This window comes from Rhodococcus sp. RCBS9 (genome assembly GCF_029457415.1).
In the GTDB taxonomy this organism is placed as follows: Bacteria; Actinomycetota; Actinomycetes; order Mycobacteriales; family Mycobacteriaceae; genus Rhodococcus_F; species Rhodococcus_F qingshengii.
This window is the reverse complement of the sequence record NZ_CP120422.1, coordinates 5,522,921-5,548,171: the sequence shown is the minus strand read 5'-3', so window position 1 is coordinate 5,548,171 and position 25,251 is coordinate 5,522,921. Positions and strand designations below refer to the sequence as shown.

Annotated in this window: 23 protein-coding genes; 12 read left to right on the top strand and 11 right to left on the bottom strand. The window is 63.4% G+C overall.

The genetic code is table 11. The features are described 5' to 3' along the window. Positions 1–25: 25 nt before the first annotated feature. Together P0M12_RS26080 and P0M12_RS26075 are read left to right on the top strand one after the other, a co-directional pair. A complete protein-coding gene (locus P0M12_RS26080; RefSeq protein WP_003942598.1) occupies positions 26–1,246 on the top strand; it encodes a thiolase family protein in 1,221 nt (406 codons plus the stop codon). Beyond that, complete coding sequence (locus tag P0M12_RS26075) at positions 1,247–3,352, top strand: 3-hydroxyacyl-CoA dehydrogenase NAD-binding domain-containing protein (RefSeq protein ID WP_277377060.1); 2,106 nt, start codon at positions 1,247–1,249, stop codon at positions 3,350–3,352. 80 nt (positions 3,353–3,432) lie between these two features. On the opposite strand, the gene P0M12_RS26070 is transcribed toward P0M12_RS26075, so the two are convergent. Together P0M12_RS26070 and P0M12_RS26065 are read right to left on the bottom strand one after the other, a co-directional pair. Beyond that, positions 3,433–5,004, bottom strand: coding sequence for a GMC oxidoreductase (locus tag P0M12_RS26070; RefSeq protein ID WP_277377059.1), 1,572 nt, complete (start codon positions 5,002–5,004; stop codon positions 3,433–3,435). Between the two features lie 102 nt (positions 5,005–5,106). Next, positions 5,107–5,658, bottom strand: a complete 552-nt coding sequence (locus P0M12_RS26065; RefSeq protein WP_042920005.1) for a TetR/AcrR family transcriptional regulator — start codon at positions 5,656–5,658, stop codon at positions 5,107–5,109. Positions 5,659–5,782: 124 nt separating this feature from the next. Here P0M12_RS26065 and P0M12_RS26060 point away from each other — a divergent pair, with 124 nt between their 5' ends. From P0M12_RS26060 to P0M12_RS26050, 3 genes are all read left to right on the top strand, one after another. After that, positions 5,783–6,799, top strand: a complete 1,017-nt coding sequence (locus P0M12_RS26060; protein WP_058227947.1) for an iron-siderophore ABC transporter substrate-binding protein — start codon at positions 5,783–5,785, stop codon at positions 6,797–6,799. A gap of 40 nt (positions 6,800–6,839) precedes the next feature. Next, complete coding sequence (locus P0M12_RS26055; RefSeq protein ID WP_277377058.1) at positions 6,840–7,310, top strand: SRPBCC family protein; 471 nt, start codon at positions 6,840–6,842, stop codon at positions 7,308–7,310. 213 nt (positions 7,311–7,523) lie between these two features. Next, entirely contained in the window at positions 7,524–8,966 is a 1,443-nt protein-coding gene (locus P0M12_RS26050; protein ID WP_007732869.1) for a sugar porter family MFS transporter, read from the top strand. 97 nt (positions 8,967–9,063) lie between these two features. On the opposite strand, the gene dxs is transcribed toward P0M12_RS26050, so the two are convergent. Continuing rightward, positions 9,064–11,010 (bottom strand): 1-deoxy-D-xylulose-5-phosphate synthase, encoded by a 1,947-nt coding sequence (gene dxs, locus P0M12_RS26045; RefSeq protein WP_007732868.1) that lies wholly within the window; start codon positions 11,008–11,010, stop codon positions 9,064–9,066. A gap of 252 nt (positions 11,011–11,262) precedes the next feature. On the opposite strand from dxs, the gene glsA reads away from it, so the two are divergent. Both glsA and P0M12_RS26035 read left to right on the top strand, forming a co-directional pair. After that, positions 11,263–13,089, top strand: coding sequence for a glutaminase A (gene glsA / locus P0M12_RS26040; protein ID WP_125051007.1), 1,827 nt, complete (start codon positions 11,263–11,265; stop codon positions 13,087–13,089). Positions 13,090–13,098: 9 nt separating this feature from the next. After that, positions 13,099–13,764 (top strand): SIMPL domain-containing protein, encoded by a 666-nt coding sequence (locus tag P0M12_RS26035; RefSeq protein ID WP_277377056.1) that lies wholly within the window; start codon positions 13,099–13,101, stop codon positions 13,762–13,764. 51 nt (positions 13,765–13,815) lie between these two features. Here P0M12_RS26035 and P0M12_RS26030 read toward each other — a convergent pair whose 3' ends face one another. The 4 genes from P0M12_RS26030 to P0M12_RS26015 all read right to left on the bottom strand — a co-directional run bounded on the left by P0M12_RS26030 (position 13,816) and on the right by P0M12_RS26015 (position 19,422). Beyond that, positions 13,816–15,393 (bottom strand): MDR family MFS transporter, encoded by a 1,578-nt coding sequence (locus tag P0M12_RS26030; protein WP_047269338.1) that lies wholly within the window; start codon positions 15,391–15,393, stop codon positions 13,816–13,818. Between the two features lie 74 nt (positions 15,394–15,467). Beyond that, complete coding sequence (locus tag P0M12_RS26025) at positions 15,468–15,956, bottom strand: MarR family winged helix-turn-helix transcriptional regulator (protein ID WP_003942624.1); 489 nt, start codon at positions 15,954–15,956, stop codon at positions 15,468–15,470. Positions 15,957–16,110: 154 nt separating this feature from the next. After that, positions 16,111–17,379, bottom strand: coding sequence for a TRAM domain-containing protein (locus P0M12_RS26020; RefSeq protein ID WP_277377055.1), 1,269 nt, complete (start codon positions 17,377–17,379; stop codon positions 16,111–16,113). Positions 17,380–17,427: 48 nt separating this feature from the next. Next, positions 17,428–19,422: an APC family permease gene (locus P0M12_RS26015; protein WP_277377054.1), complete on the bottom strand. Its 1,995-nt coding sequence runs from the start codon at positions 19,420–19,422 to the stop codon at positions 17,428–17,430. A gap of 171 nt (positions 19,423–19,593) precedes the next feature. On the opposite strand from P0M12_RS26015, the gene P0M12_RS26010 reads away from it, so the two are divergent. From P0M12_RS26010 to P0M12_RS26000, 3 genes are all read left to right on the top strand, one after another. Continuing rightward, on the top strand, positions 19,594–20,259 hold the full coding sequence (locus P0M12_RS26010) for a TrkA family potassium uptake protein (protein ID WP_003942587.1): 666 nt from the start codon (positions 19,594–19,596) through the stop codon (positions 20,257–20,259). Between the two features lie 86 nt (positions 20,260–20,345). Further along, entirely contained in the window at positions 20,346–21,008 is a 663-nt protein-coding gene (locus tag P0M12_RS26005; protein ID WP_003942632.1) for a TrkA family potassium uptake protein, read from the top strand. Positions 21,009–21,041: 33 nt separating this feature from the next. Further along, positions 21,042–21,335 carry a GNAT family N-acetyltransferase gene (locus P0M12_RS26000; protein ID WP_003942641.1) on the top strand — a complete coding sequence of 98 codons (294 nt, stop codon included), beginning with the start codon at positions 21,042–21,044 and terminating at the stop codon, positions 21,333–21,335. Here the strand turns inward: P0M12_RS26000 and P0M12_RS25995 are convergent. Then, positions 21,328–22,041 carry a DUF3159 domain-containing protein gene (locus P0M12_RS25995; RefSeq protein WP_003942611.1) on the bottom strand — a complete coding sequence of 238 codons (714 nt, stop codon included), beginning with the start codon at positions 22,039–22,041 and terminating at the stop codon, positions 21,328–21,330. The genes P0M12_RS26000 and P0M12_RS25995 overlap by 8 nt on opposite strands. 52 nt (positions 22,042–22,093) lie before the next feature. Next, positions 22,094–22,468, bottom strand: coding sequence for an OB-fold nucleic acid binding domain-containing protein (locus tag P0M12_RS25990; protein WP_003942613.1), 375 nt, complete (start codon positions 22,466–22,468; stop codon positions 22,094–22,096). A 138-nt stretch (positions 22,469–22,606) separates the two neighbouring features. On the opposite strand from P0M12_RS25990, the gene P0M12_RS25985 reads away from it, so the two are divergent. After that, positions 22,607–23,332, top strand: a complete 726-nt coding sequence (locus P0M12_RS25985; protein WP_277377053.1) for an alpha/beta hydrolase — start codon at positions 22,607–22,609, stop codon at positions 23,330–23,332. Positions 23,333–23,343: 11 nt separating this feature from the next. Here the strand turns inward: P0M12_RS25985 and P0M12_RS25980 are convergent, their stop codons facing one another. Together P0M12_RS25980 and dut are read right to left on the bottom strand one after the other, a co-directional pair. Next, positions 23,344–24,195: a DUF3710 domain-containing protein gene (locus P0M12_RS25980; RefSeq protein ID WP_277377052.1), complete on the bottom strand. Its 852-nt coding sequence runs from the start codon at positions 24,193–24,195 to the stop codon at positions 23,344–23,346. 3 nt (positions 24,196–24,198) lie between these two features. After that, positions 24,199–24,693 carry a dUTP diphosphatase gene (gene dut / locus P0M12_RS25975; protein ID WP_003942635.1) on the bottom strand — a complete coding sequence of 165 codons (495 nt, stop codon included), beginning with the start codon at positions 24,691–24,693 and terminating at the stop codon, positions 24,199–24,201. Between the two features lie 41 nt (positions 24,694–24,734). Here dut and P0M12_RS25970 point away from each other — a divergent pair, with 41 nt between their 5' ends. Beyond that, entirely contained in the window at positions 24,735–25,232 is a 498-nt protein-coding gene (locus tag P0M12_RS25970) for a DUF3093 domain-containing protein (protein ID WP_277377051.1), read from the top strand. The last annotated feature ends 19 nt before the right edge of the window (positions 25,233–25,251 follow it).

The window sequence follows — 25,251 nt, the reverse complement described above, 5'->3', positions numbered from 1 at the left end:
GGCAGCTCCATCAGGAGGAATTCGCGTGGCTCCATCCACAAACAACCAACGCAACGTCGTCTTCGTCGACGGCATTCGCACCCCGTTCGGCAAGGCCGGCCCGAAAGGCATGTACGCCGACACGCGCGCAGACGATCTCGTCGTCAAGGCGATTCGTGAGCTGCTTCGCCGCAACCCGCAGCTCGATCCCGCACGGATCGACGAAGTTGCCGTTGCAGCCACCACGCAGACCGGCGACCAGGGCCTGACCATCGGCCGCACCGCTGCGATCCTCGCCGGTCTCCCCGAAACCGTTCCAGGATTCGCCATCGACCGCATGTGTGCCGGCGCGATGACCGCCGTCACCACGACCGCGTCGGGCATCGGCTTCGGCCAGTACGACGTCGTGATCGCCGGTGGCGTCGAGCACATGGGTCACCACCCGATGGGTGAGGGCGCAGACCCCAACCCGCGTTTCCTCGCCGACCGCCTGGTCGACCCGAGCGCCCTCGTGATGGGTAACACCGCCGAGAACCTGCACGACCGGTTCCCGACCATCACCAAGGACCGCACGGACGCCTACGCCGTCAACAGCCAGAACAAGTACGACGCTGCCAAGAAGGCCGGCTTCATCGCCGACACCCTGGTCCCCGTCGCCACCCGCAGTTCCGCGGGCTGGGGTCTGGCCACCGAAGACGAGCCGCCGCGCCCCGGAACCACCGTCGAAGATCTCGCGAAGCTCAAGACGCCGTTCCGCCCGGCCGGACGCATCACCGCCGGTAACGCAGCCGGACTCAACGACGGTGCCACCGCAGCACTGCTCGCCGGTGAGGACACCGCAGCCGAGCTCGGCCTGCCGGTCGGCATGCGCATGGTGGGCTTCGCCTACCAGGGCGTCGACCCCGCCGTCATGGGCATCGGCCCGGTTCCCGCCACCGAGAAGCTGCTGGCACGCACCGGCCTCAAGATCGAGGACATCGGACTCTTCGAGATCAACGAGGCGTTCGCCGTTCAGGTCCTCGCGTTCCTCGAGCACTACGGAATCGCCGACGACGACCCGCGCGTCAACCAGTGGGGCGGCGCCATCGCGTGTGGCCACCCCCTCGCTTCCTCGGGCGTTCGCCTGATGACGCAGCTCTCCCGCCAGTTCGCGACACGCCCCGACGTGCGCTACGGCTTGACCACCATGTGCATCGGCCTCGGCATGGGCGGCACCGTCATCTGGGAGAACCCGAACCACGCTGACTACCAGGCAGGAGTCAACTAAATGTCTGATATTGCAACAGCATTCGCCGACGAGGTCGTGACGAACGCCTACACGAAGATCATCTCGGTCCCCGGCATCGAGGGCCCGTTTGCACTGATCACCCTCGACAACGGCTTCGACCACACCAAGCCGTCGTCCTTCGGTCCCGGCGGACTCGCAGCATTCGACGCCGCCCTCGACGAAGCCTTTGCCGCCAACCCGGTTGCCATCGCCGTCACCGGCAAGCCGTTCATCTTCGCCGCCGGCGCGGACCTCAAGGGTGTTCCCGCGATCACCTCTCGTGAGCAGGGACTCGAGCTGGGCCGCTTGGGCCACAAGGTGTTCCGACGCCTGCGTGAGTCGTCCGTTCCCACGTTCGCCTTCATCAACGGTGTCGCTCTGGGCGGCGGCCTCGAGGTCGGACTGCACAGCCACTACCGCACGGTTGCCGCCAATGCGGGCGCACTGGGTCTTCCGGAAGCATTCCTCGGTCTGGTCCCCGGTTGGGGCGGAACGCAGTTGCTCCCCAACCTCGTCGGCCCGTCGAACGCCGTCACCGTGGTTATCGAGAACTCGCTGAACCAGAACAAGGTGCTCTCCCCCAAGAAGGCACTCGAACTCGGCGTCGTCGACGTCGTTCTCGATTCCGCCGACTTCATCGAGCAGTCCCTCACCTGGGCGTCGCAGGTCCTCGCCGGCACAGTGTCCCCCGCTCGCCCCGAGATCGATCGTGGCCAGGGCTGGGACGACGCGATTGCTCGTGCGAAGGCGATCGTCGACGGCAAGACCAAGGGCAACGCTCCCGGCGCCGTCAAGGCCGTCGAGTTGCTCGAACTGGCTCGCAGCACCGACATCACCGATGCCGCCTCGCTCGACAAGGGCTTCGCGGCCGAGGACGAGGCTCTTGCCGATCTTCTGCTGACGGACGAGCTCCGGGCTGGTCTGTACGCCTTCGATCTGGTGAACAAGCGCGCCAAGCGTCCCGCCGGAGCACCCGACCGCTCGCTCGCTCGTAAGGTCAGCGGCGTCGGCATCGTCGGCGCCGGCCTCATGGCCAGCCAGCTCGCGCTGCTCTTCGTCCGCCAGCTCAAGGTGCCGGTCATCCTGACCGACATCGACCAGGAACGCATCGACAAGGGTGTCGGCTACGTCCACACCGAAATCGAGAAGCTCCAGGGCAAGGGGCGCCTGTCCCCCGACGCTGCGAACCGCCTCAAGGCGCTCGTCTCCGGTTCCCTCGACAAGGCCGCGTTCGCCAAGACCGACTTCGTCATCGAAGCCGTCTTCGAGAACATGGACGTCAAGAAGAAGGTCTTCGCGGAACTCGAGCAGTTCATTGCTCCCGAAACCATCCTCGCCACCAACACCTCTTCGCTCTCCATCACGGAAATGGCGTCCGGCCTCGAGCATCCCGAGCGTGTGGTCGGCTTCCACTTCTTCAACCCGGTGGCCGTTCTTCCCCTCCTCGAGATCATCAAGGGCAGCAAGACCGATGATGCCACTCTCGCAACGGCTTTCGCCACCGCGAAGTCGCTGAAGAAGTCCGCCGTCCTCTGCGGCGACAAGGCCGGCTTCGTCTTCAACCGCCTCGTCACCCGCACCTTGGGTGAGGTCATGTCCGCCGTCGACGAAGGCACCCCCTTCGACGTCGCAGACAATGCCATCGCCGAACTCGGCATGCCCATGTCGCCGTTCACCTTGCTGGCCCTCGTCGGACCCGCAGTGGCACTGCACACCGGTGAGACCCTGCAGGAGTCGTACCCGGACCGGTTCAAGAGCTCACCCGGACTCGAAGCACTCGTCGAGGCCCGCAAGCCCGGCGTGTGGACCTGGGGCGAGAACGGTCAGGCCGTCGACCCCGAGGTCGCCGCACTGTGGCCGCAGGGTGACAAGGTGTCCACTTCGGAAGAGGTCCTCGAGCGCACACGTCGTGCATTTGCCGAGGAAATTCAGATCATGCTCGACGAGGGCGTCGTAGCGGCAGCCGAGGACATCGACCTCTGCCTGCTGCTCGGCGGCGGATTCGGATTCTGGAACGGCGGCATCACGCCGTACCTGGACCGGACCGGTACCTCCGAGGCCGTCAACGGCAAGCGCTTCCTCGCGCCCGGTGTTGCCAGCGTCTGATTCTCTCGCTCTGACAAAGCCGAACGGCGCACTCGAATTTTCCGGGTGCGCCGTTCGCGATAGTTCACACTGTACGCAGCTCAAAACACTGTTCCGACATCCTCTTTCACGATGTTCTCGAGCGCGCGCTCCGCGACGGCGGCGATGGTCATCGACGGGTTGCACGCAGCGGAGTTTCCCGGCAGCAGAGCGCCGTCGAGCACGTACAACCCCCGCTGGCCCAGAACCCGCCCATCAAGATCGCACACCGAGTTCATGCAGGCACCGCCGAGGGGATGCCAGGTGGACGGCAGTAACGCGTTGGTGTCGGTGAGCAGTCCTCCTGCCGCGATCTGCTGGGCGGCCGGCCCAATGTGGCCTTGCTGGATCGCCGAATCCCCGTCCTTCGGCCAACGGAGCACCGCCTCACCCCGCGCTGAGTCGTACACGAACCGACCTCGGTCGTGGCTCACACCGAATCCGACCATCACCGTGCTGTGAGCGTCGAACGCCACCGGCGGGAACGACGCCTGAATGACGGTGAACGCATTATGCGGGTCGTCCCAGTTCCGGCTGCCGTAGACGACCGGCCCGCCCTGCGTCGCACCGAAGTTCTCGGCGAGATCCGACCAGATGTAGATCCGATCGGCATTGGTCCCCCACCCTGCGCCGAGCTCGTCCGGCAGATCCGTGATCCGCCCCGTCGCCGCGGCGCGGACCAGGAGTTTGGTGGTGTTCATGCTGCCGGCAGCCATGACGAGCGCATCCGTCGTCAAGATCTTGTTCTCGAGAATCTTGCCGGAAATGTCGGTCCGGTCCACGTACACGCGCCACCGTCCGTCGGCGGCCCGCTCGACATCGGTGACCTGGTGCAGAGTCTCCACATTCACCAATCCGGTCGCTTCCGCAGCCGCAATGTAGGTGACATCCACCGAATGCTTGCCACCGTTGTTGACACCGAGCGCGCCGTCACCGTTGGTGTAAGACGGCTTCATCTCACCCCTCAGTTCGGCCAACGCGAAGTTCCAGTCGATCGGCATCGGAATCTTCGACACGGGTAGACCGGAACGCGTTGCGTTACGCGCGAATACACGTGCCGCCTCGTAGTTCGGGCTGGAAATCAGTTCGTCTGGTGCAGTTTCCACTTGCAGCATCCGCGCCACCCGCGGGTAATGGACGCGGTCCATTCGTGCGTAATCGAGCTCCTCCGGAAAGTGTGTGTTGAAGACCGCTTCTTCCGGTTGCAGCGTCATCCCTTGGTACACAAGCGATCCGCCGCCCACACCGGCTGCGCAGATCGCGGTCATGTTCTCACCGGTCACCGTCTCCAACAACCCCGCGTATGGCTCGAAGATCGCCGGCCTGCCGAACAGAGTCGGGTTGGACTGATGCCAGAGGATGCGCTTGTCCGGGCTGGCGGGGTGCGGGAAAGTTTCGGCATTCGGCCCGGTCTGCCACCGAATCCCTCTCTCCAGCAAAGTGACCGGAACCCCCGCCTCGGCCAGGCGAAGTGCCGTCACCCCGCCGCCGAACCCCGATCCGATAACCACGACACGGTGCACTTCACGTGTCAGCGGAATCCCTGTTGCAGCCCTGGCAGTGCGTGGCGCCATCATCGCGACTCCCACGGCGGCCGTACCGGCCAAGAACGATCTACGTTTCACTCCGGACATGACTGGTGCTCCCTCGAAGAATGTCGCCAGAGAATTCCGGGCACGCCAAAACTAGACACTCTAACGCTCGAGTGTCAAGGTTTTGGCGGAGCAGGCAAGGAACTACGAGGTCGACCGGATTGCGGGCCCGAGCCACCTCGAGAGAAAGGCCCGCAAGGAGTCGTCGGAATGTACGAGGTCACTGTCGAATGCAACAACCGAAAGCCCCAGTCGCACGGCAATTTCCACTATCTCATCCAACTCCGCCTCGGTGGCGAGGCCACGTTCGACCATAGGGGTGAGCATCTGACCAGCGAAAGGTATTGCTCGACTCATCATTTCGAGATCGAAGACAGGGTTTCCCCGCTCGGCGAGGAGCAGAGTCGCGAGCACCGGGTGAGCACGCACGGCAGTTCGCGCGGCAACGATGAATTCGACGACGTATTCACACGCCGTGTCGACCGACTCCACCTGTGCCGTGATCTCCCCGAGAACCTCGACAGCGAGACCGCCCATTGCCTGGGAGACGACCTCTTCACGTGTGCCGAAAATCGAGTACACCGTCTGGCGCGAGACACCGGCCGCGGTGGCAACTGCGGCGATGTTCACAGCCTCGAATCCGCCACCTTCGATCAGTCCGAGGGCGGCACCGAGAATCTTCTGCTGTGATCGCACGAGGAAAGTATTGCCCACCGAAACGGTGCACTGAGAAACGCGGTCCAGATCCGACTCCCACCTGCATAAACGGCACAATCGGTTTCGTTTGGCTGCCGAAATTCAGTAGGTTAGGCTGCCCTTCATGAAAACTTCTGTTCGGGGCTTCACTGCCCTCGGTGCGGCTGCAATCGCGGTCACCGCACTTGTCTCGTGCTCCTCGGATTCAGGCACATCCACGCCATCCCAAGGTACGGACGGATTCCCCGTCAGCATCGAGAACACCTTCGGCACCACGACCATCGACTCGAAACCCGAGCGCCTCGTCACCCTCGGATGGAACGCGCAGGACATCCTGTACGCACTCGATCTGACTCCGGTCGGACAGCCCAAGTACACCTACGGCGCGGACGATAACGGCGTCATGCCCTGGGCGCAGGACTACTTCGACGCGGACAAGACAACGCTCTTCGACATGCCGGCCAGCGGAGAACCGCCGATCGAGTCCATCGCGTCGTTGACCCCCGACGTCATCCTCGCGCCGTACGAGGGCTTCGAGGAATCCGTCTACAACCAACTGAGCAAGATCGCACCGACGGCCGCCTACCCCGGCGCGGCCTGGCAGACATCCTGGCAGGACCAGACCCGCATCGTCGGCAAGGCAGTCGGCAAGAGCGAAGAGGCCGACAAGCTCGTCGACGGCCTCGACGCGACTCTCGCCGATACCGCCACAGCCCACCCGGAGTTCGCCGGAAAGACATTGGCAGTGGTCAACTTCGACACCGATTCGAGCAACATCAACGTCTATCTGCCCACTGATCCGCGGGTCCAGGTGCTGACCGAACTCGGGTTCGTCAACGCACCGGGCGTCGAGAAGCTAGCCGCGGACAATGCAGGTGGATCGTTCTTCAAGACGATCTCCTACGAGAACATCGCCGACATCGACGCCGATGTGATCGTCGGCTTCACCGACGGCTCCGGTGATCCGTCCGGCATACCCGCAGTCGGTGGACTCGGCGCGGTCAAGCGTGGATCCACCGCATTCCTCAGCGACACCCGGGTCATCGGCGGACTGAGCAACGTCAACGTCCTGAGCACGCCGTGGGTCCTCGGCCAGATCACACCGACGTTGAGCGAAGCCGCAAAGCGCGCCTCCGCCTAGAAAAGATGCAGTGTCGGTCACGGTCTTTATGCTCACCTGCATGGCAGAACTTTCGATCTCCGTAACCAGGCACGTCAACGCACCGGCAGACACTGTGTGGCAGGTCCTGACGGACCTCGACAACGCTGCCGACACCCTCTCCGGCGTGATCCGTATCGAACGGCTCGCCGGAGAGGGATACGCCGTCGGCACCAAGTGGCGTGAAACTCGGAAGATGATGGGCAAGGAAGCAACCGAGGACATGTGGGTCACCGAGGTCGAGGCTCCCACCCGCACCGTCGTCAAAGCCAACTCCCACGGCATGAACTACACGAGTGGGTTCACGCTGAAGCCTGACGCCACAGGCACGATCCTCGAGATGCATTTCTCCGGTGAATCCGAATCCACTTCACGTATCTCGAAGATCTTCACAGCGGTATTCGGTCGGTTGGGCGCGCGGGTGACCCGGAAATTCATGGCGAAGGATCTCGAAGACATCGCAGCAAAAGCCGAGCGTCTCTCGGGCGAGTAAAGCGCCCTCACCTGCACTTACCATATTGTTTGCATAATAACTGCAATCAATAGGACATCACTGTGTCCAGCTGATTCGCTGCGGGAATGGACTCAGCTGGGTAACGGCGCGTGAGTCCCCGCCAAATCTGCCCCGGTGGGCGTAGCGTGCAGAGTGCTCGCGGATGGATCGGCGCATCGGGGTGTCGACCGTAGGGCCTTTGAGGGGGCAGGAATGGCATTCAGCGGAACCGCCTCCGGCGGAGGATCAGGCGCTACTCGCGCCGACGTCGGACATGCAGTGCTCTTCGCCGGCGCCGCCGCGCTCGGCGGTTTTCTGTTCGGATACGACACCGCCGTCATCAACGGGGCGGTCGGTGCGATCCGAGACAAGTACGACATCGGCGCCTCGGGCACCGGGCTCACGGTCTCACTGACTCTGCTCGGCGCAGCACTCGGCGCCTGGATCGCAGGCACACTCGCCGACCGACTCGGCCGCATCCGCGTCATGCAGATAGCCGCGGTGTTGTTCATCATCGGCGCCGTAGGCTCCGCAATTCCGTTCAGCGTCTACGACCTCACGTTCTGGCGCGTGGTCGGCGGCCTGGCAGTGGGTTTCGCGTCAGTCATCGCCCCGGCCTACATCGCGGAGATCTCCCCCGCCGCGATTCGCGGACGTCTCGGCTCGATGTACCAACTGGCGATCGTTCTCGGAATCGCCGTGTCGCAGTTGGTCAATTACGCCCTCCAAGCCGCGGCCGGTGGTGATCGCAATCAGATCGCAGGCCTCGAAGCCTGGCAGTGGATGCTGATGCTCGAGGCGGTTCCCGCAGTCCTGTACCTGATCATGACAACCACGATTCCCGAATCTCCACGGTTCCTCGTGGCGCAGGGCAAGGACGATCGTGCTCGCAAGATCATCTCCGATCTCGAAGGTGGAGATCACGACGCCGTCACCGAACGCATGAACGAGATCCGCGAATCTCTGACGGAGAAGCAAGCCAAGACCACAGTCCGCCAACTCTTCTCGAAGCGGCTCGGGGTCTCCCATCTGGTGTGGGTCGGTATTGCACTCGCCGCATTGCAGCAGTTGGTCGGTATCAACGTGATCTTCTACTACTCGAGCACCCTCTGGCAGGCGGTCGGATTCGGCGCCGACCGATCCCTGCTGATCAGCGTCGTGAGCGCCTTGGTCAACATCGTCGGTACGTTCGTCGCCATCGCCGTCATCGACCGGGTCGGTCGAAAGCCGTTGTTGCTGGTCGGTTCCGCCGGTATGGCCATCTCACTGGGCACCGCAGCGTTCTGTTTCCATTCGGCAACAGTGACCAAGAACGAGATCGGCGAATCCGTGGCCACACTGACCGGAGCCAATGCCACTATCGCTCTTATCGGGGCGAACGCATTCGTGTTCTTCTTCGCCTTGTCCTGGGGCCCGGTCGTCTGGGTGTTGATCTCCGAAATGTTCCCCAACCGCGTGCGTGCTGCAGCAGTCGGAATTGCGACCGCCACCAACTGGGTCGCGAACTTCCTGGTGTCCTGGACGTTCCCGGCACTGGCCGATTGGAATCTGTCGTACACCTACGCCGGCTACGCCGTCATGGCAGTGTTGTCGCTGTTCGTCGTCCTGAGGTTCGTGAAGGAAACGCGAGGCAGCACACTCGAATCCGTCCAGTAGCGAACTCTCACGATTTCACCGAAAGCGGTGGCCCTCGGATTGATCCGTGGGCCACCGCTTTTCGAGATCGTAGTGAAGATTATCGTGAGACGAGCTGTCAGCCTTGCGCGACTTCACCTTGAGCCGACGCCGAGGACGCGTCTTCCTGGACGTGGACGCCGACGCTACCCATCCCCGCCACCCAGCCGGTGATCTTGCGGGAGAGGTCCTGAGCCGTGAGTCCGAGTTCCTTGTGGATGGCTTCGCGGCTGGCGTGATCGAGGAACTGCTGGGGAACGCCCATGTCGCGGCACGACGTGTGCACTCCGGCTGCCCGCATCGCGGCCGAGACCGTCGAACCGATGCCGCCGTGCAGACCACCGTCTTCGATGGTGACCACGAGGGCGTACTTGTCCGCCATCTTCACCAGCGAATCCGCGACCGGCAGAACCCACCGCGGATCGACGACGGCAACCGAGATGCCCTGCTTGTCGAGCCGCTCGGCAATCTCGAGTGCCAGGGATGCAAACGGGCCCACCGCGACGAGGAGCACGTCGCCGCGCTCACCCTCGCTGGACTTGAGAACGTCGACCATTCCGTCGAGTCGCTTCACGGCCGGAATCGCTTCGGGTACAGCGCCCTTCGGGAAACGAACGACGGTTGGGCCGTCGTCGACGAGAAGTGCCTCGTCCAGTTCTTCGCGCAGTGTGTCGGCGTCGCGCGGTGCCGCGACACGGATCCCGGGGATGATTCCGAGCAGCGAAAGATCCCAGACCCCGTTATGGCTGGCACCGTCGACTCCGGTGACCCCGGCGCGGTCGAGCACGACTGTCACCGGCTGCTTGAGCAGAGCGACGTCCATCAACAACTGGTCGAAAGCCCGATTGAGGAAGGTCGAGTAGATAGCAACGACGGGGTGAAGTCCGCCCAGTGCAAGACCGGCGGCCGAGGTCATCGCGTGCTGCTCGGCGATACCGACGTCGAAGATCCGATCGGGGAACTTCTCACCGAAGGCCGCGAGGCCGGTGGGCCCGGCCATCGCCGCGGTGATGGCGACGATGTCCTCACGACGCGAAGCCTGCTCGATCAACGCGGCCGAGAAGACCGACGTCCAGTCCGGCGCGGACGACTTGGTGCCGCGACCGGTGACGGGATCGATGACACCGGTGGCATGCATCTGGTCGGCCACGTCGTTCTCGGCGTGTGCGTAACCGTTGCCCTTACGAGTGACGGCATGCACGATGACCGGTCCGCCGTAGGCCTTCGCCCGGCGCAATGCCGATTCCATGGCGGCTTCGTCGTGTCCGTCCACCGGTCCGAGGTATTTGATACCGAGATCGGTGAACATGACCTGAGGGCTGACCGCGTCTTTGAGACCCGCCTTCATTCCGTGCAGGACGGAGTACGCGGTGCGCCCCACCCAGGGCAGTCTCTTGACCATGCGTCGGCCACTGTCGAGGGCGCGCTCGTAACTCGGCGCAGTGCGCAGTGCCGAGAGATGGTCGGCGAGTCCGCCGATGGTCGGTGCGTACGAGCGACCGTTGTCGTTGACGACGATCACCACCGAACGGTCCTTGCCTGCCGCGATGTTGTTGAGAGCTTCCCAACACATTCCGCCGGTCAGCGCGCCGTCACCGACGACGGCAACTACGTGGCGATTCTGACCCGTCAGCGCGAAGGCCTTCGCGAGGCCGTCGGCATAGGACAACGCGGCGGAAGCGTGAGAAGACTCGACCCAGTCGTGTTCGCTCTCGGCGCGGCACGGATACCCGGACAGTCCACCCTGCTTACGCAGAGTGTCGAACTGATCCTGACGACCGGTGAGGATCTTGTGTACATAGGCCTGATGGCCCGTGTCGAAGATGATCGCGTCCTGCGGCGAGTCGAAAATTCGGTGCAGTGCGAGGGTCAACTCCACGACGCCCAAGTTGGGCCCGAGGTGACCACCGGTCGCAGCGACCTTCAGCACGAGGAACTCACGAATCTCGTCGGCCAACTCCGTCATCTCGGCGTGGCTCAACTGACGTAGATCGTCAGGACCCTGAATGCGGGCAAGAACACCCAACGAGATCGCTCCCTCCGTGCTTCACAGCTGCACCGGTGCGCGCCGCGGCTGTCTTCGCGACAGTGCTGCCAGTCTACGGAGCGTTCCGGCGAACCGACACGCGGACTCGGCCCGATTCCGGTGTGACTTCGCGTAACAGCGAAATCCCGCGGATCGCTCGTGATCGCAATCACAGACAAATGGGATCCGTCGCGATCGACTCGGCAACTCTTCTTCCACAAAACGACCGCCATGTCAGCTTAAGGTCGACGTATGGGAACTGTGGTCGACGACCTGATAACGCGAGTGTTCGACGAAGTCCGATCACTCGACGAAGGCGAGTTGGCCGACTACATCCCCGAACTCGCGGCGGTCGCCCCCGATTCGTTCGGAATCTGCATCGCCACCGTAGACGGTTACGTCTACGAGATCGGTGACTCGCGAATCCCGTTCACCATTCAGTCGATCTCGAAGCCCTTCACCTACGCCTTGGCTCTCGCCGATCGAGGAAGCGAGGCGGTTGCCGCGAAAATCGACGTCGAACCATCCGGCGAGCCGTTCAACGAAATCAGCCTCGACCCGCTCACCGAACGGCCACGAAACCCCATGATCAATGCCGGGGCTATCACCGCTGCATCACTGGTTGCCGGACCGAATCCCGAGGCCCGCTTCGAGCGCATCCGCTCGGCGTACTCGCGATACGCAGGCCGCGAGCTGACCTTCAACGAAGCCGTCTACACCTCCGAGGCCCGCACCGGTCACCGCAACCGTGCGATCGGCCACATGCTGCGATCCTTCGACGTCATCACCGGCAATCCCGACGAGGCCGTCGACCTGTATTTCCGTCAATGCTCGATCGACGTGACCTGCCGCGACCTGAGTCTGATGGCTGCGACGATGGCGAACAACGGTGTCAATCCGCTCACCCACGAGCGCGCGCTGGCACCCGCAGGCGTCGAACAGGTCCTCAGCGTCATGGCTACGTGCGGAATGTACGACGGCGCCGGCAAGTGGCTGGTAGAGGTCGGATTGCCGGCCAAGAGCGGTGTCGGCGGCGGAGTGCTGGCGGTTCTGCCGGGCCAGATCGGCATCGCCGTGTACTCCCCCAGGCTCGACGTTCACGGCAACAGTGTTCGCGGAGTTGCTTCTGCCCGGGCACTGTCGAAGGAACTCGAACTGCACTTCCTCCACGTGACGCGGGCGTCACGCTCGTCGATCCGGGCCAGATACAGCGTCATCGAAGCACCGTCGCGAGTACGACGCACCCCGACCGAACAAGCCGTGCTCGACGACGTCGGCAAGCGCAGCCGGGTCTACGAACTGCACGGCGATCTCCTCTTCACCGGTGCCGAATCGGCGGTCCGCGAAATCGGCTCGGTGGACGAGGGCCTCGAAGTTGTCGTCATCGACGTCCGCCGCGTCGACGACGCCAGCGACGTCGCGGTACGCATGATCACTGCGCTGCAGGTTCAGCTGGCCGCGCAGGCTTGTGCTGTGGCCGTCGTCGATCCGCAAGGACTGCTGGGACAACGAAGTTCGAGCATCGACCCCGCCAGAAGAAGTGGTCGGGTTTTTGCGGATCTCGATTCCGCCATGCAGTGGTGCGAAGACACGCTGCTTGCGGTGCATTGTGAGGCCGATCGGCAGGCGTCGACGATCTCGATCGAGGACCACCCAGTTCTCGATGCTCTGTCCGCGGCGCAGATCGAGGGATTCTCCGCAGAACTGGAGACGCGAACCTATGCCCGCGGCGAGAAGATCGCCCGCCGAGGCGAAGCGGCCTCGGGGTTCTATCTGATTCTCAGTGGCCAGGTCAGCACCATGTTCACCGACGCGCACGGGGTCGAGCACCGCATCACGACGCTCTCCGCCGGAATGACGTTCGGCGAGATGACGATGTTCCTCGACACTCCGTTCCTCAACGACATCCGCGCCGATTCCACGGTCACCGTGGCCGTGCTGACTCCGGAGCGATATGCAGAACTGACCGCACAGGCACCCGAGTTGAAACTTGCGCTTCTCGAACGACTGGCTGCGGGCGCCTACGAGCAATTGGACCTGATGTTGCGGAGTGTCATATCCGCCGGACGAATCGGATAGGAACCACACGTGCCCACCACCGCCTTCACCTCGGAGCCGTCCACTGTCACGGTGACCGGAACCGCCACTGCAACAGCTGTTCCCGACATCGTGCGATTGACGATCGGAGTATCGGTGACACAGACGGCCGTTTCCGACGCGTTCGACGCCGTCGCACGTCTGTCCACTGCCCTGACCGAGACCCTGCACGCGCGCGGTGTGCGCGGAGCGGACCTCACCACCGCCGGGCTGAGCGTCCATCCGCAGACTCACTGGAGCGACGGAGGCCGCCAGGAGACAACAGGATTCACGGCATCGACAACTTTCCGAGTCGTACTGCGAGAGCTGGAGCCGGAAGCGGCGAACTCCCCCGCTGACGTCATCGCGGCATGTGTATCGGTGGGTGGCGACGCGATACGGCTCGACGGACTGGAGTTCGATCTCGACGACCGCAGCGATCTGGTGACAAGAGCACGCGAATTGGCCTGGACGGCAGCCGAATCGAAAGCCAGACAGTTCGCGGACCTGGCAGACAAAGATCTGGTCGAAGTCCTCGAGGTGCTCGAGGACTTCGACCAGATCGTGCCGATGCGCGGACGTGTCGCGGCGATGAAAGCGGATTCGGCCCCGATAGCCGTCGAACGCGGAGAGATCGAAGAATCGATCTCGGTCCGCGTTCGATGGGCTATGGCGTGACAACAGTAATTCAGAAGACGCGGCCGGCAGTAGACCAGCCGGGCTTGCGGATCAGCGAGTGAGGTTCTTCTCCTCGTTCTTCTCTTCGCGTTCTTCTTCGAACTTCTGCTCGGCGTCGGGGGTTGCCATGTCGATGGTGGTGCGCAACGGACGGTTCGGGATGAAGATGACCGACACGAGCGTGACCACGGCGACGACCGCTGCGACCAGGAAGATCCGTCCTGTTGCGTCGCCGTAGGCGAACCGAACGATCTGCGAGACGAAGTCAGGCATATTGCTCAGGTCGAGGCCGTCCTGGAGGCTCTTGCCAGCTACTGCCTGCTGCTCGGGCGGCAAGGTGGAGACCGAATCGACTGTCAGTGTCTTGACGCGGGTCGCAAGAATCGAACCGAGCACCGACACGCCGATCGCGCCGCCGAAGGTGCGGAAGAACGCCACGATACTGCTGGCCGCGCCGATGTTCTCGACGCTGACCGTGTTCTGCACGGCGAGCACGATGTTCTGCATCAGCATGCCGGTACCGAGACCCACGATGGCGATGAAGATTCCGATGGTCCAGAGGCTGGTTGCGTGGTCGATCGTCGACAGCAGCCCGAAACCGACCAGCAGCAGAACTGCGCCGGCGACGATGAAGGGCTTCCACTGACCGAACTTGGTGATCAGCTGGCCCGAGCCGACCGAGGCGACGAGCATGCCTGCGACCATCGGAATAGTGAGCAATCCGGCTTCGGTGGGATCGAATCCGCGTGCGGTCTGGAAGTACTGCGTCAGGAACGTCGTCGCGCCGAAGAGGCCGACACCAACTGCGATCGAGGCGATGATCGCGAGAGCCGTGGTGCGCTCGGTGATGATCTTGATCGGCAGGATCGGATCCTTGACCTTGGATTCGACGAACATCGTCAGGCCGAGCAGGGCCAGACCACCGATGACGAAGAAGGCCGACTCCTTCGAGAACCAGGCGTAGTAGTCGTCCTGACCGGCAAACGAAACCCAGATCAGTAGGACGCTGACACCGGCGGTGAGCAAGGTGGCGCCCATCCAGTCGATGGAGACGTTGTCCTTCTTCACGGTCTCGACGTGCAGTGTGCGCTGAAGCAGGAACAATGCGATGACTGCCAGTGGAACACATACGTAGAAGCACCAGCGCCAGCCGGCAGTGTCCACGAGGACGCCGCCGAGGATCGGTCCACCGGACATCGAGACGGCCATGGCCGCACCCATGTATCCGGAGTAGCGACCGCGATCTCGCGGCGGGATGATCGTGCCGATGATGGCTACGACGAGAGCGGTCAGACCGCCCATACCGATGCCCTGGATGACACGCGCACCGAGCAGCAACGGAACGTTGTGCGCCGCGCCGGCGATGACCGAGCCGATCACGAAGATGACGATCGCGGTCTGGACCAGGACCTTCTTGTTGTAGAGGTCGGCAAGCTTGCCCCAGATCGGCGTCGACGCCGCGGTGGCGAGCAACGCTGTCGTGATGATCCAGGCGTACTGCGTCTGAGTTCCGTGCAGTTCACCGATGATCGTGGGAAGCGCTGTGGAAACGATGGTGCTACTGAGCAGCGCGGTGAACAGCGCTGCGATGAGTCCGGTGAGTGCTTCGAGAATTTCGCGGTGAGTCATCGCGCCCGCTTCGCGAGCCGATCCGTCACCTCCGGTACTTGCCCGGGTTTCTCCTACTGTTGCTGCCATGTGCCTTATCTCCCAATACTTTCTACGCCCGTGTGCGGAACTGCCGGTGAGGCCTGCCGATTCGATGCGCCGAACGTCTCGTTGAGACGTTGCAGCGATGTCACTGCGGCCATGGCCTCTTCCTGGCTCCAGTCTTCGAGCATGTTGCGCAAACGCGCCGCACGCCGCTGCGTGGTTCTCCGTAAAACGTCGTGTCCCTCTTCCGATACTCGGATGCGGAACGCCCGCTTGTCAGCCGGATCGGGATTTCTCTCGACATACCCAGCGTCGACCAGATCCGACATTTGTCGGCTGAGCGACGACTGACTGACACACAGATCGACGGCCAATTCGTTCTGTCGGCACTCCCCACGCGCTGCCAGCATGAACAACACACTGACCAGCGCAGGCGGCAGCAGGCTGTCTGCACCGGTGGTGACCGCGGCTCGCAGCGATCTGCCGAACATGAAGATCGTGTCGACGAGCGCTTGGGCCGTCTCCGGCTGTACCGACATTGCCTACCCCTGAATTCGAGTGGCCCGAACGAGCCGTGACTTGAAAACGGAAAACTACTTGCAGAACGAAACTATACGATTAGTTGCGTAATGCAAGCAACTGTTGTGAACGCGAGAAGCGTCACACCGTTTCAGGGAAAGATTTCGGGACGTCTCAGCGTTCGAGGAGCGCGATGCACTCCATGTGGTGAGTCTGGGGGAACGCGTCGAACGCCCGGAGGCCACCGATTCTGAAGCCCTGCTCCAGGTAGAGGCCGATATCGCGACCGAACGACGCCGGGTCGCACCCGATGTGGACTATCCGCTCAGCGCCCGTTGAGGCGAGAGCTTCCACGACCGGACGGCCGGCCCCCGCACGTGGCGGGTCGAGCACGACGACAGCAGGCGAACGCTCCAGATCCGCGATGATGTTCTCGACGCGGGCGCTGTGGAAGCGCACCTGACCGAGATCGGACAGCGCTGCCTGCCCGTCCGCGACTGCACGCGCCGAAGATTCGACGGACTCCACCACGCCGGACGGACCGACAAGCTCGGCGAGCGCTGCTGCGAACACGCCGACACCGCCGTAGAGATCCCAGGCCGTGTCCGCGGTAGCGGCTCCGGCCCACTCCCCGACCACCTGTGAGTAAGTGGCCGCCGCGCCGCGATGGGCCTGCCAGAAACCGGTCGCGGCCAGCGCCCATTCTCGACTGCCGACGCGCTCGGTCACTGTGTCCGATCCGATGGCAACTCGGGTCTTTCGCGGGCCGCCGCTTGCCGCTCGGCGTGCCATCGCGCCGCGTCGCCCGGGCGTCCGCCGTCCCGTCTTGGACACCGCGGGTGCCGCGATTTCCACGACGTGCCGCTCGCCCGCAGCGTCGAGAACGACCTGCAGCTCGCTACCTGGCGCCCACTGCGCACCGCCGAGACCGTCGTACGCGCTCTGATGGATCTGGGTGCACCGCAGGTCTGTGACGATCCGGTTGCTGCGGTACGCGTGGTATCCGGCGACACCGTGCCCGTCCACCGCCAACCGGACTCGCGTGCGCCAACCCGTTCCGCCTCCGGTTCCGGGCAGTTCCTCTACCTCGACGTCCGATTCGACACGAGCCAGTCGCAGAAGCTGCTCCCGCACGACCGAGGTCTTCATCTCACGTTGGACGCTCAGATCCGCATGCGAGTAGTCGCAGCAGCCCGCCCCGCCCGGGCCGGAGATCGGGCATGTCGGATCGATCCGATGCGGAGAAGCGTCGAGAACGGTGATCGCGTCGGCGCGGCAAAACGATCCGCCCTTGTCCTCGGTCACCCGGACCAGCGCACGCTCCCCCGGCAAACCGTGACGGACGAACACGACCCGCCCCTCGTGCCGGGCGACGACGAACCCGCCGTGACCGGGGTTGCCCAGATCGACCTCGAAGGTCTGTCCGGTCCAATTCTCACTCAACGAACTACGCCTGCCATTTCGATGTTGCCGATCATTTTTCGCCGGTGATCATTTCTCGCCGGTGTCGTAACCGCGACGCGTGGCACCTGCGGTCTTCTCGATGTCGAGCGGCTTCGCCTTTGCCGACGAACTCAGCTGCCACGGAACGCTGGTCACCATCACGCCGGGCTGGAAAAGCAGACGACTCTTCAGACGAAGCGCGCTCTGATTGTGCAGGATCTGCTCCCACCAGTGTCCGACGACGTACTCGGGAATGAAGACGGTGACGACGTCACGCGGAGCATCGCGTCGTACGCGCTTGACGTAATCGAGAACCGGCTTGGTGATTTCGCGGTACGGCGACTCGATCACCTTGAGCGGAACCGTCACGTCGCTCTTCTCCCACTCACGCACGAGTGCACGGGTGTCCGGCTCGTCGACATTGACCGTGATGGCTTCGAGGGTGTCCGGTCGCGTGGCTCGCGCGTAGGCGAGAGCTCGCATCGTCGGCATGTGCAACTTCGAGACGAGCACGATCGAGTGCGTGCGGCTGGGCAGTACGCCGTCCCACTCCTGCTCCTCGAGCTCGGCTGCGACGCTGTCGTAGTGCTTGCGGATCATCTTCATCACGATGAAGATCGCGACCATCGCGACGATGGCGATCCATGCGCCGGCAGCGAACTTGGTGATCAGAACGATGATCAAGACGGTGGCAGTCATTGCCAGACCGATCGAATTGATCACTCGCGAGCGCTGCATACGGGCCCGTTGCGCCTTGTCGGTCTCGGACTTCAGATGCCGAGTCCAGTGCTTGATCATGCCCGTCTGGCTGAGCACGAACGAGACGAAGACGCCGACGATGTACAACTGGATGAGCTTGGTGACCTCGGCGCCGAACACCACGACGAATGCGATGGCAGCACCGGAGAGGAAGAGGATTCCGTTGCTGAATGCCAGTCGGTCGCCGCGCGTGTGCAGCTGACGCGGTAGGTACCGATCCTGCGCCAGGATCGATCCGAGTACCGGAAATCCGTTGAACGCGGTGTTCGCGGCCAGAACCAGGATCAGTGCCGTGACGATCGCCATGAAGAAGAAACCGATCGGGAAACCACTGAACACGGCTTCGGCGATCTGCGCGATCAAGGTCTTCTGATGGTAGCCCTCCGGCGCTCCGACCAGCTGTTCCTGCGGATTGTGTGCGTAGACGATGCCGATCTTCTGAGCCAGGATGATGATGCCCATCAGCAGGACGATGGCGATCGACCCGAGCAGCAGCAAGGTCGTGGCAGCGTTGCGCGACTTCGGCTTCTGGAACGCCGGTACGCCGTTGCTGATGGCCTCGACGCCGGTCAGTGCGGCACAGCCCGAGGAGAATGCGCGGGCGATCAGGAACGCGAAGGCAATTCCGTACAGATGCGAATCCTCGGCGTTGAGCGTGAACGACGACGATTCCGCGTGCACATCCTCACCGAGGACGTAGACCCGGAAGAATCCCCACCCGAGCATCAGGAACATGCCGACGATGAATGCGTAGGTCGGAATTGCGAACGCGGTCCCCGATTCACGGATACCGCGAAGGTTGACCGCGGTCAGCAACACGATCGCCGCAACCGCGAACAACACCTTGTGCTGCGCGACGAACGGCAGAGCCGAGCCGATGTTCGACGCCGCCGACGAGATCGACACGGCGACCGTCAGCACGTAGTCGACCATCAGCGCACTACCGACGGTCAGACCGGCGGTCGGGCCGAGGTTGACCGTCGCGACCTCGTAGTCGCCGCCACCGGAGGGGTATGCGTGGACGTTCTGGCGGTAGCTCGCCACCACCACAGCCATGACGATGGCGACGGACAATCCGATCCAGGGTGTGTACGCATACGCGGAAATACCCGCGACGGAGAGAACCAGGAAGATTTCTTCGGGGGCATACGCGACGGACGACATCGCGTCGGACGCGAAGACCGGTAGTGCAATTCGCTTGGGTAGCAGCGTGTGCCCGAGTTTGTCGCTTCGGAACGGCCGACCGAGCAGGAGCCGCTTGGTAGCGGTCGAGAGCTTAGACACGTGCAAAGCGTAAGCCGTCTCGCCCGATTCGGAGTCATCAGAGCCCCAACTTCACCTTTTGTCGTGACAACCGGCACGCGAGCGACCGTTGTACTTGCTCTTCCCGTGAGGGGCTGTACCGTTCGATTCGGCGTGCAATCGCGCCATGAGGGTCCATGAACGGAGTAGGGCGTGTATGTCGTCATCATGGGGTGCGGTCGAGTGGGTTCTTCCCTCGCCGCGTCTCTGACCAGGATCGGACATGAGGTCGCCGTCATCGACCGCGATCAGAGTGCGTTTCTGCGTCTCGATCTCGACTTCCCGGGAACCAAGGTTCTGGGAATGGGGTTCGACCGTGACGTGCTGGTCCGGGCGGGAATCGAGCGGGCCGACGCCTTTGCCGCGGTGTCCTCGGGAGACAATTCCAACATCATCGCAGCGCGAGTCGCACGCGAGACTTTCGGCGTCGAACGCGTCGTCGCACGTATTTACGACGCCAAGCGTGCCGCCGTTTACGAGCGACTCGGCATTCCCACGGTCGCCACCGTGCCGTGGTCGACGGATCGTTTCCTGCACACGTTGACCAAGGAAAGTCAGACTGCGAAGTGGCGCGATCCTTCGGGCACTGTCGCCATCACCGAACTTGCCCTGCACGAGGATTGGGCGGGCAAGCCGATCGCGCTCCTCGAGGGCGCGACCAGTTCGAGAGTCGCCTTCATCATCCGCTTCGGGACCGGCATTCTCCCCGACCGCAAGACTGTCATCCAGGCCGACGATCAGGTCTACATCGCCGCCGTGTCGGGAACCGTCGCCGAAGCTGTCGCACTGGCCGGCAACCCGCCGCCGAGCGACGACTGAGGGAGGCCGCAGATGACTGATCCGTACGCCGCCCCCCACAACAAGACTGCGACTGTGTTGCACTACAACGTGATTGGAAGTTCTCGATGAAGGTCGCCATCGCCGGAGCCGGCGCCGTAGGCCGTTCCATTGCGCGAGAGCTGATTCGAAGCTCACATGACGTCATGCTGATCGAACGCAAACTCGATCACATCGAACCGGAGTCGGTGCCCGAGGCGAAGTGGGTGCACGCGGACGCCTGCGAACTCAGCAGACTCGAGGACGCGTCGATGGAGTCGTACGAGGTCGTGATTGCCGCGACCGGAGACGACAAGGCAAACCTGGTCCTCAGTCTGCTCGCGAAAACCGAGTTCGGTGTTCGCCGAGTTGTCGCCCGCGTCAACGATCCCCGCAACGAGTGGCTCTTCGACGAGTCCTGGGGCGTGGACGTCGCCGTCTCGACACCGCGGATGCTCGCTTCGCTCGTCGAAGAGGCCGTCTCGGTCGGTGACCTGGTCAAACTGATGACACTGCGGCAGGGACAGGCCAACCTCGTCGAGATCACGTTGCCCGACAACACACCTCTTGCCGGAAAAGCCGTCAAGAAACTCGAACTTCCGCGAGACTGCGCACTGGTCACCATCCTGCGTGGCGGACGCGTGATCGTCCCGCAGATGGACGATCCCATCGAAGGCGGGGACGAACTGCTCTTCGTTGCGGCCGTCGACGCCGAGGATCAGTTGCGCGTTGCACTCCGCCTGGAGAATTGACCGACGAACACACTGACGACGAAAGGGAATCACATGGCACAAGCGCCCGAAAACACCGTAGTCACCGACAATCCGGCCCAGAGCCGGTACGAGATCCATGCCGACGGCGACCTCGCCGGGATCGAGGACTACACCACCTCCGGTGACGTCGTCTCGTTCAACCACACCGAGATCTACCCCGCCTTCGAAGGTTTCGGATTGGCCGGGGTTCTCGTCCGCCAGGCTCTGGACGACCTACGAGCACGCGGCCTCAAGGTTCATCCGGTGTGCCCGTACGTCGTGAAGTTCCTCGACAAGCACCCCGAGTACCAGGACCTGATCAGCTGAGATCGCGGTCTTCGCGCGGCTTCGTCAGATTCACCGAGCCCACCTCTTCGGACCCTGCGTCCGTGGCGGTGGGCTCGCTGCTTTCGGGCTCCACAACCGGTTCAGGCTCGACGATGCGATCGGCCTTACGCACAGCCCAGACCGTCACGAGCAGCACCAAACCGGTCAACGGCCACCCCATGCCGATACGCGCGACTGCGAGCCATCCGGTGTGGTCGGTGTCGTAGAGCTGTGACTGAACGAGATACCGCGCACCGAAGACCAACGCCCACGCTGCCGTCGCGACGTCGTAGAGCCGGACGGCGGAGCTGTGCTTGCGCCAGAGATTGCCGTGCCCGTTGAGATAACCCCAGATGATTCCGACCAGGGGCCAGCGCACGAGGATGGAAATCAGGAAGACCGCACCGTAGGCGAGGCTCGTGTAGATACCGAAGAGGAAATATCCTTTGGCGTCGCCGGTGCGGTAGGCGATGAATGCGGAAACTCCGACTCCGAGAAAACCGGAAATAGCGGGTTGGAGGGAATCCTTGCGGAAGAGGCGCCAGGCCGCGATAGCGACAGCGACGCCCAATGCGGCCCAGATTGCCGCGGTGAGATTCCAGATGCTGTTGACCGGGACAAAAATCAGAATCGGCAAAGACGAATAGATCAGACCACTCAGCCCGCCGAGTTGGTCGATTACCGATCGCTGTTGTGTTTCAGTCACCTGTCGAGGGTGCCACAGTCACCGAGTTGCACGGTAAATGCGGGAAACGCGCCTATTCGCCGCGCAGTTCGTAGTAAGGGTTGAAGATCGCCTTGCGACCGTCACGCTCGCCCACACGACCGCGGATCAGCAGGGTCTTGCCGGTCTCGATTCCCGGGATCCGGCGACGCCCGATCCAGACGAGATTGATCACCTCGGTGCCATCGAAGAACTCGGCCTCGATGCTGGCATTTCCCGACTTGGGACACGCGTCGACGCTGCGGAGTCGGCCCACCATCGTGACTTCTTCACCGCGACGACAATCGCATGCCTTCTGACCTCCGGAAGCCTTGTTGGACTCGGCCATCTCCTGGGCGTCCAACTGGTCGACGTCCTCGGTCAGACGCTGGGTCAGTCGACGAAAATATCCTGCGGCGGCGGGTGCCATTGCGCGCTCCTGCGAACATGTGTGACGCAAGGGTTTCGCGTCACGTGAAGGGCTGTGTGATCGCCACTGTAGACCCATTACGAGCGTGTAACCACACCGGTCAGTCCGCGTCTCGGGGGCACCGGGCAAGATCAAGAGATGCAGAACTCTGAATCGGCGACCGTTGCCGTCGTTCTCCCAGGTACAGGCTCTGACGCCCACTTCGCGGACCGCGCATTCCGGGCGCCGCTGGAGGCTCTGGGTGTGCGCATCGTCGCAATTGAACCGGACCCTCGGCGTGTCGTGGACGGCTATCTGGACGCGATGGACAGAGCCGCGGACACGCACGGCCGAATCATCGTCGGAGGGGTCTCGATCGGAGCGGCCGTTGCACTCCAGTGGGCCGCCGACAATCCCGATCGAACCGTGAGTGTGTTGGCAGCGCTTCCGGCCTGGACGGGCTCGGCCGACGACGCCCCCGCAGCAGCGAGCGCGCGGTTCACCGCCGGGCAACTGCGCTCCGAAGGCTTGGAGTCGGTGATCGCTGCGATGCTCGCGTCGAGTCCGGCGTGGCTCGGAGCCGAACTCGAGCGCTCCTGGCGCTCTCAGTGGCCCGATCTCCCGGCTGCGCTCGACGAGGCGGCGTCGTACCACTCACTCGGCGAGAGCGCGCTACGGGCGGTAGGCGTTCCGGTCGGCATTGCGTCGGCGGTGGACGATCCGGTTCATCCCGCGTCAGTGGCGCAGGCCTGGGCGGCTTCGCTCCCCCGCGGCGCAGTCGCCACGACGACGCTCGACATGATCGGGCGCGACCCCGCGATTCTCGGGTCCAACTGCATCAAAGCGCTCGCGGCGATCGAATCCGATACCACCGCGAGCGCCTGAAGAAAATCCTGTTACTGACCCAATTGCTGCATGGCAGAACCGGATTCGCCGCTACGAGGCGGCGGGGTCGGCCGTGCTGGAGGTGCCGGCGGAGCGGGCGGTGCTGACTGCTGTTGCTGCTGGGCGGCGACCTGTTGCTGCTGCGCTGCCGCCAACTGCTGCTCGTGTGCGGCCGCCAACTGCTCGGCGAGCACCTGCGGGAGCACCACGGGCAGCGGTGTCCGCACCGGATGCGGCTCTGATCCTCGGTTGACGACGGTGTCACGCAAAATGTCCCGTGCGATTGCCACCAGAGGGGCGTTCGCGGCGGTGGATCCACTCGGACCCGCGACCACGCAGCGCACCATCCACCGGGGACCGTCGACGCCGATGAACCGCAAGTCCATGTTGGCCGTCACAGCAGCCAGTTCACGGCCCCACGGGCCGTTCTCGACGCTCACCGCGGAATTGTCATCGCGAAGCGACTGCGCGAGCTCGGCAACGACCTCACGCCACTGACCGGGCGATTTCGGGGCGGCGTAGGCAGCAACCGTGATGCGGCCGTGCTCGGTGACCAGGTGCACGGCCTGCGGCGAACCGTTGGGCGCCATCTCGACCTGCAACTGCCCGCCGGCCGGCATCGGCACCAGAACGGAACCGAGATCAAGACGCTGACCGTCACGGCCTGCCGTCGGATCGTCGGAATCGATCTCCGAGATGTCGTAAGGGCCTTCCGATTCGTCACCGAACTCGTCGCCGGTGACTTCGAGATCGTCTTCGAGATCGTCTTCGACCTCGTCGATCTCCACCGACTCGTCGTTCTCGTCACCGAAGAAGCTGGTGGTTTCCTCGTCGACGTCTGTCTTCTTCTTGCGTCCGAACATGATTCAGACTCCCTCTCCGACTACCGCGCCAGGCGCATCGGTATCGAGTATCGCGTGCCCGCCGCTGGAACCGTAGCCTCCGGTTCCTCTGGTCGTGTCGTCCAGCGATTCGACTTCCTCGAAAACCGGAAGTTCGACTCGTTGAACCACGAGCTGAGCGATTCGGTCACCGCGGCGGATGTCTATGGCTGTGGCCGGATCGAGATTGATCAAGCAGACCTTGAGTTCGCCCCGGTATCCCGCGTCCACGGTTCCGGGCGCATTCACGATCGACAGTCCCGATTTGGCGGCGAGTCCGGAACGCGGATGGATCAACCCGACGGTGCCCACCGGCAAAGCGATCGCGATCCCCGTTCCGACCAGTGTTCGGTGGCCGGGTTCGATGGTGACGTCGCTGGTGGAGCACAGATCCACACCCGCATCTCCGGGATGCGCACGCTGTGGAACGGGCAGGTCTGGATCCAGTCGCTTCAAGGCGATGGAGAGATGGTCGCTCACGTGGGCCAAGACTACTCGTAGCGACGGACTATCCTTGACAGGTGCCCGAAACATCTCGACCTGACGTCGCCACCACAACGCCCCCGTCCACGACGCTGTACTCCGAGCGCCTGTGGGTGCCGATCTGGTGGTGGATCGCCGGGTTGGCCGTAGCCGGACTCCTCGCGGCCGAGGTCCACATGGGCCGCCCGGGGCTTCTCTCGTACCTGGCGTACGTCGTACTACTCCCGATCCCGATCTGGGCGGCATTCTGGCTCAGCCGGATGCGCGTCGAGGTGGTGGAGACAGAAGGGGTGAAGGAATTGCACGTGGGTAGAGCCCACCTGCCGGTCGAATTGATTTCACGGGCGGCAGCAGTGCCGGCTTCCGCGAAGAGTGCTGCGATGGGGCGCCAACTCGATCCGTCGGCGTTCGTCCAGCATCGCCCATGGGTCAAGACAATGGTGTTGATCGTGCTCGACGACCCGGAGGATCCCACGCCGTACTGGTTGGTGAGCACACGTCGTCCCGCTGATCTGCTGGCTGCGCTGGATCTCTGACCAGCGCGGTCACAGCAAA

Bases quoted from the DNA above. Each gene is read 5' to 3' on its own strand.
- P0M12_RS26075 (WP_277377060.1), top strand. From the start codon at position 1,247: ATGTCTGATATTGCAACAGCATTCGCCGACGAGGTCGTGACGAACGCC.
- P0M12_RS26070 (WP_277377059.1), bottom strand. From the start codon at position 5,004: ATGTCCGGAGTGAAACGTAGATCGTTCTTGGCCGGTACGGCCGCCGTG.
- P0M12_RS26060 (WP_058227947.1), top strand. From the start codon at position 5,783: ATGAAAACTTCTGTTCGGGGCTTCACTGCCCTCGGTGCGGCTGCAATC.
- P0M12_RS26055 (WP_277377058.1), top strand. From the start codon at position 6,840: ATGGCAGAACTTTCGATCTCCGTAACCAGGCACGTCAACGCACCGGCA.
- P0M12_RS26050 (WP_007732869.1), top strand. From the start codon at position 7,524: ATGGCATTCAGCGGAACCGCCTCCGGCGGAGGATCAGGCGCTACTCGC.
- glsA (WP_125051007.1), top strand. From the start codon at position 11,263: ATGGGAACTGTGGTCGACGACCTGATAACGCGAGTGTTCGACGAAGTC.
- P0M12_RS26030 (WP_047269338.1), bottom strand. From the start codon at position 15,393: ATGACTCACCGCGAAATTCTCGAAGCACTCACCGGACTCATCGCAGCG.
- P0M12_RS26025 (WP_003942624.1), bottom strand. From the start codon at position 15,956: ATGTCGGTACAGCCGGAGACGGCCCAAGCGCTCGTCGACACGATCTTC.
- P0M12_RS26005 (WP_003942632.1), top strand. From the start codon at position 20,346: ATGAAGGTCGCCATCGCCGGAGCCGGCGCCGTAGGCCGTTCCATTGCG.
- P0M12_RS26000 (WP_003942641.1), top strand. From the start codon at position 21,042: ATGGCACAAGCGCCCGAAAACACCGTAGTCACCGACAATCCGGCCCAG.
- P0M12_RS25990 (WP_003942613.1), bottom strand. From the start codon at position 22,468: ATGGCACCCGCCGCCGCAGGATATTTTCGTCGACTGACCCAGCGTCTG.
- P0M12_RS25985 (WP_277377053.1), top strand. From the start codon at position 22,607: ATGCAGAACTCTGAATCGGCGACCGTTGCCGTCGTTCTCCCAGGTACA.
- P0M12_RS25980 (WP_277377052.1), bottom strand. From the start codon at position 24,195: ATGTTCGGACGCAAGAAGAAGACAGACGTCGACGAGGAAACCACCAGC.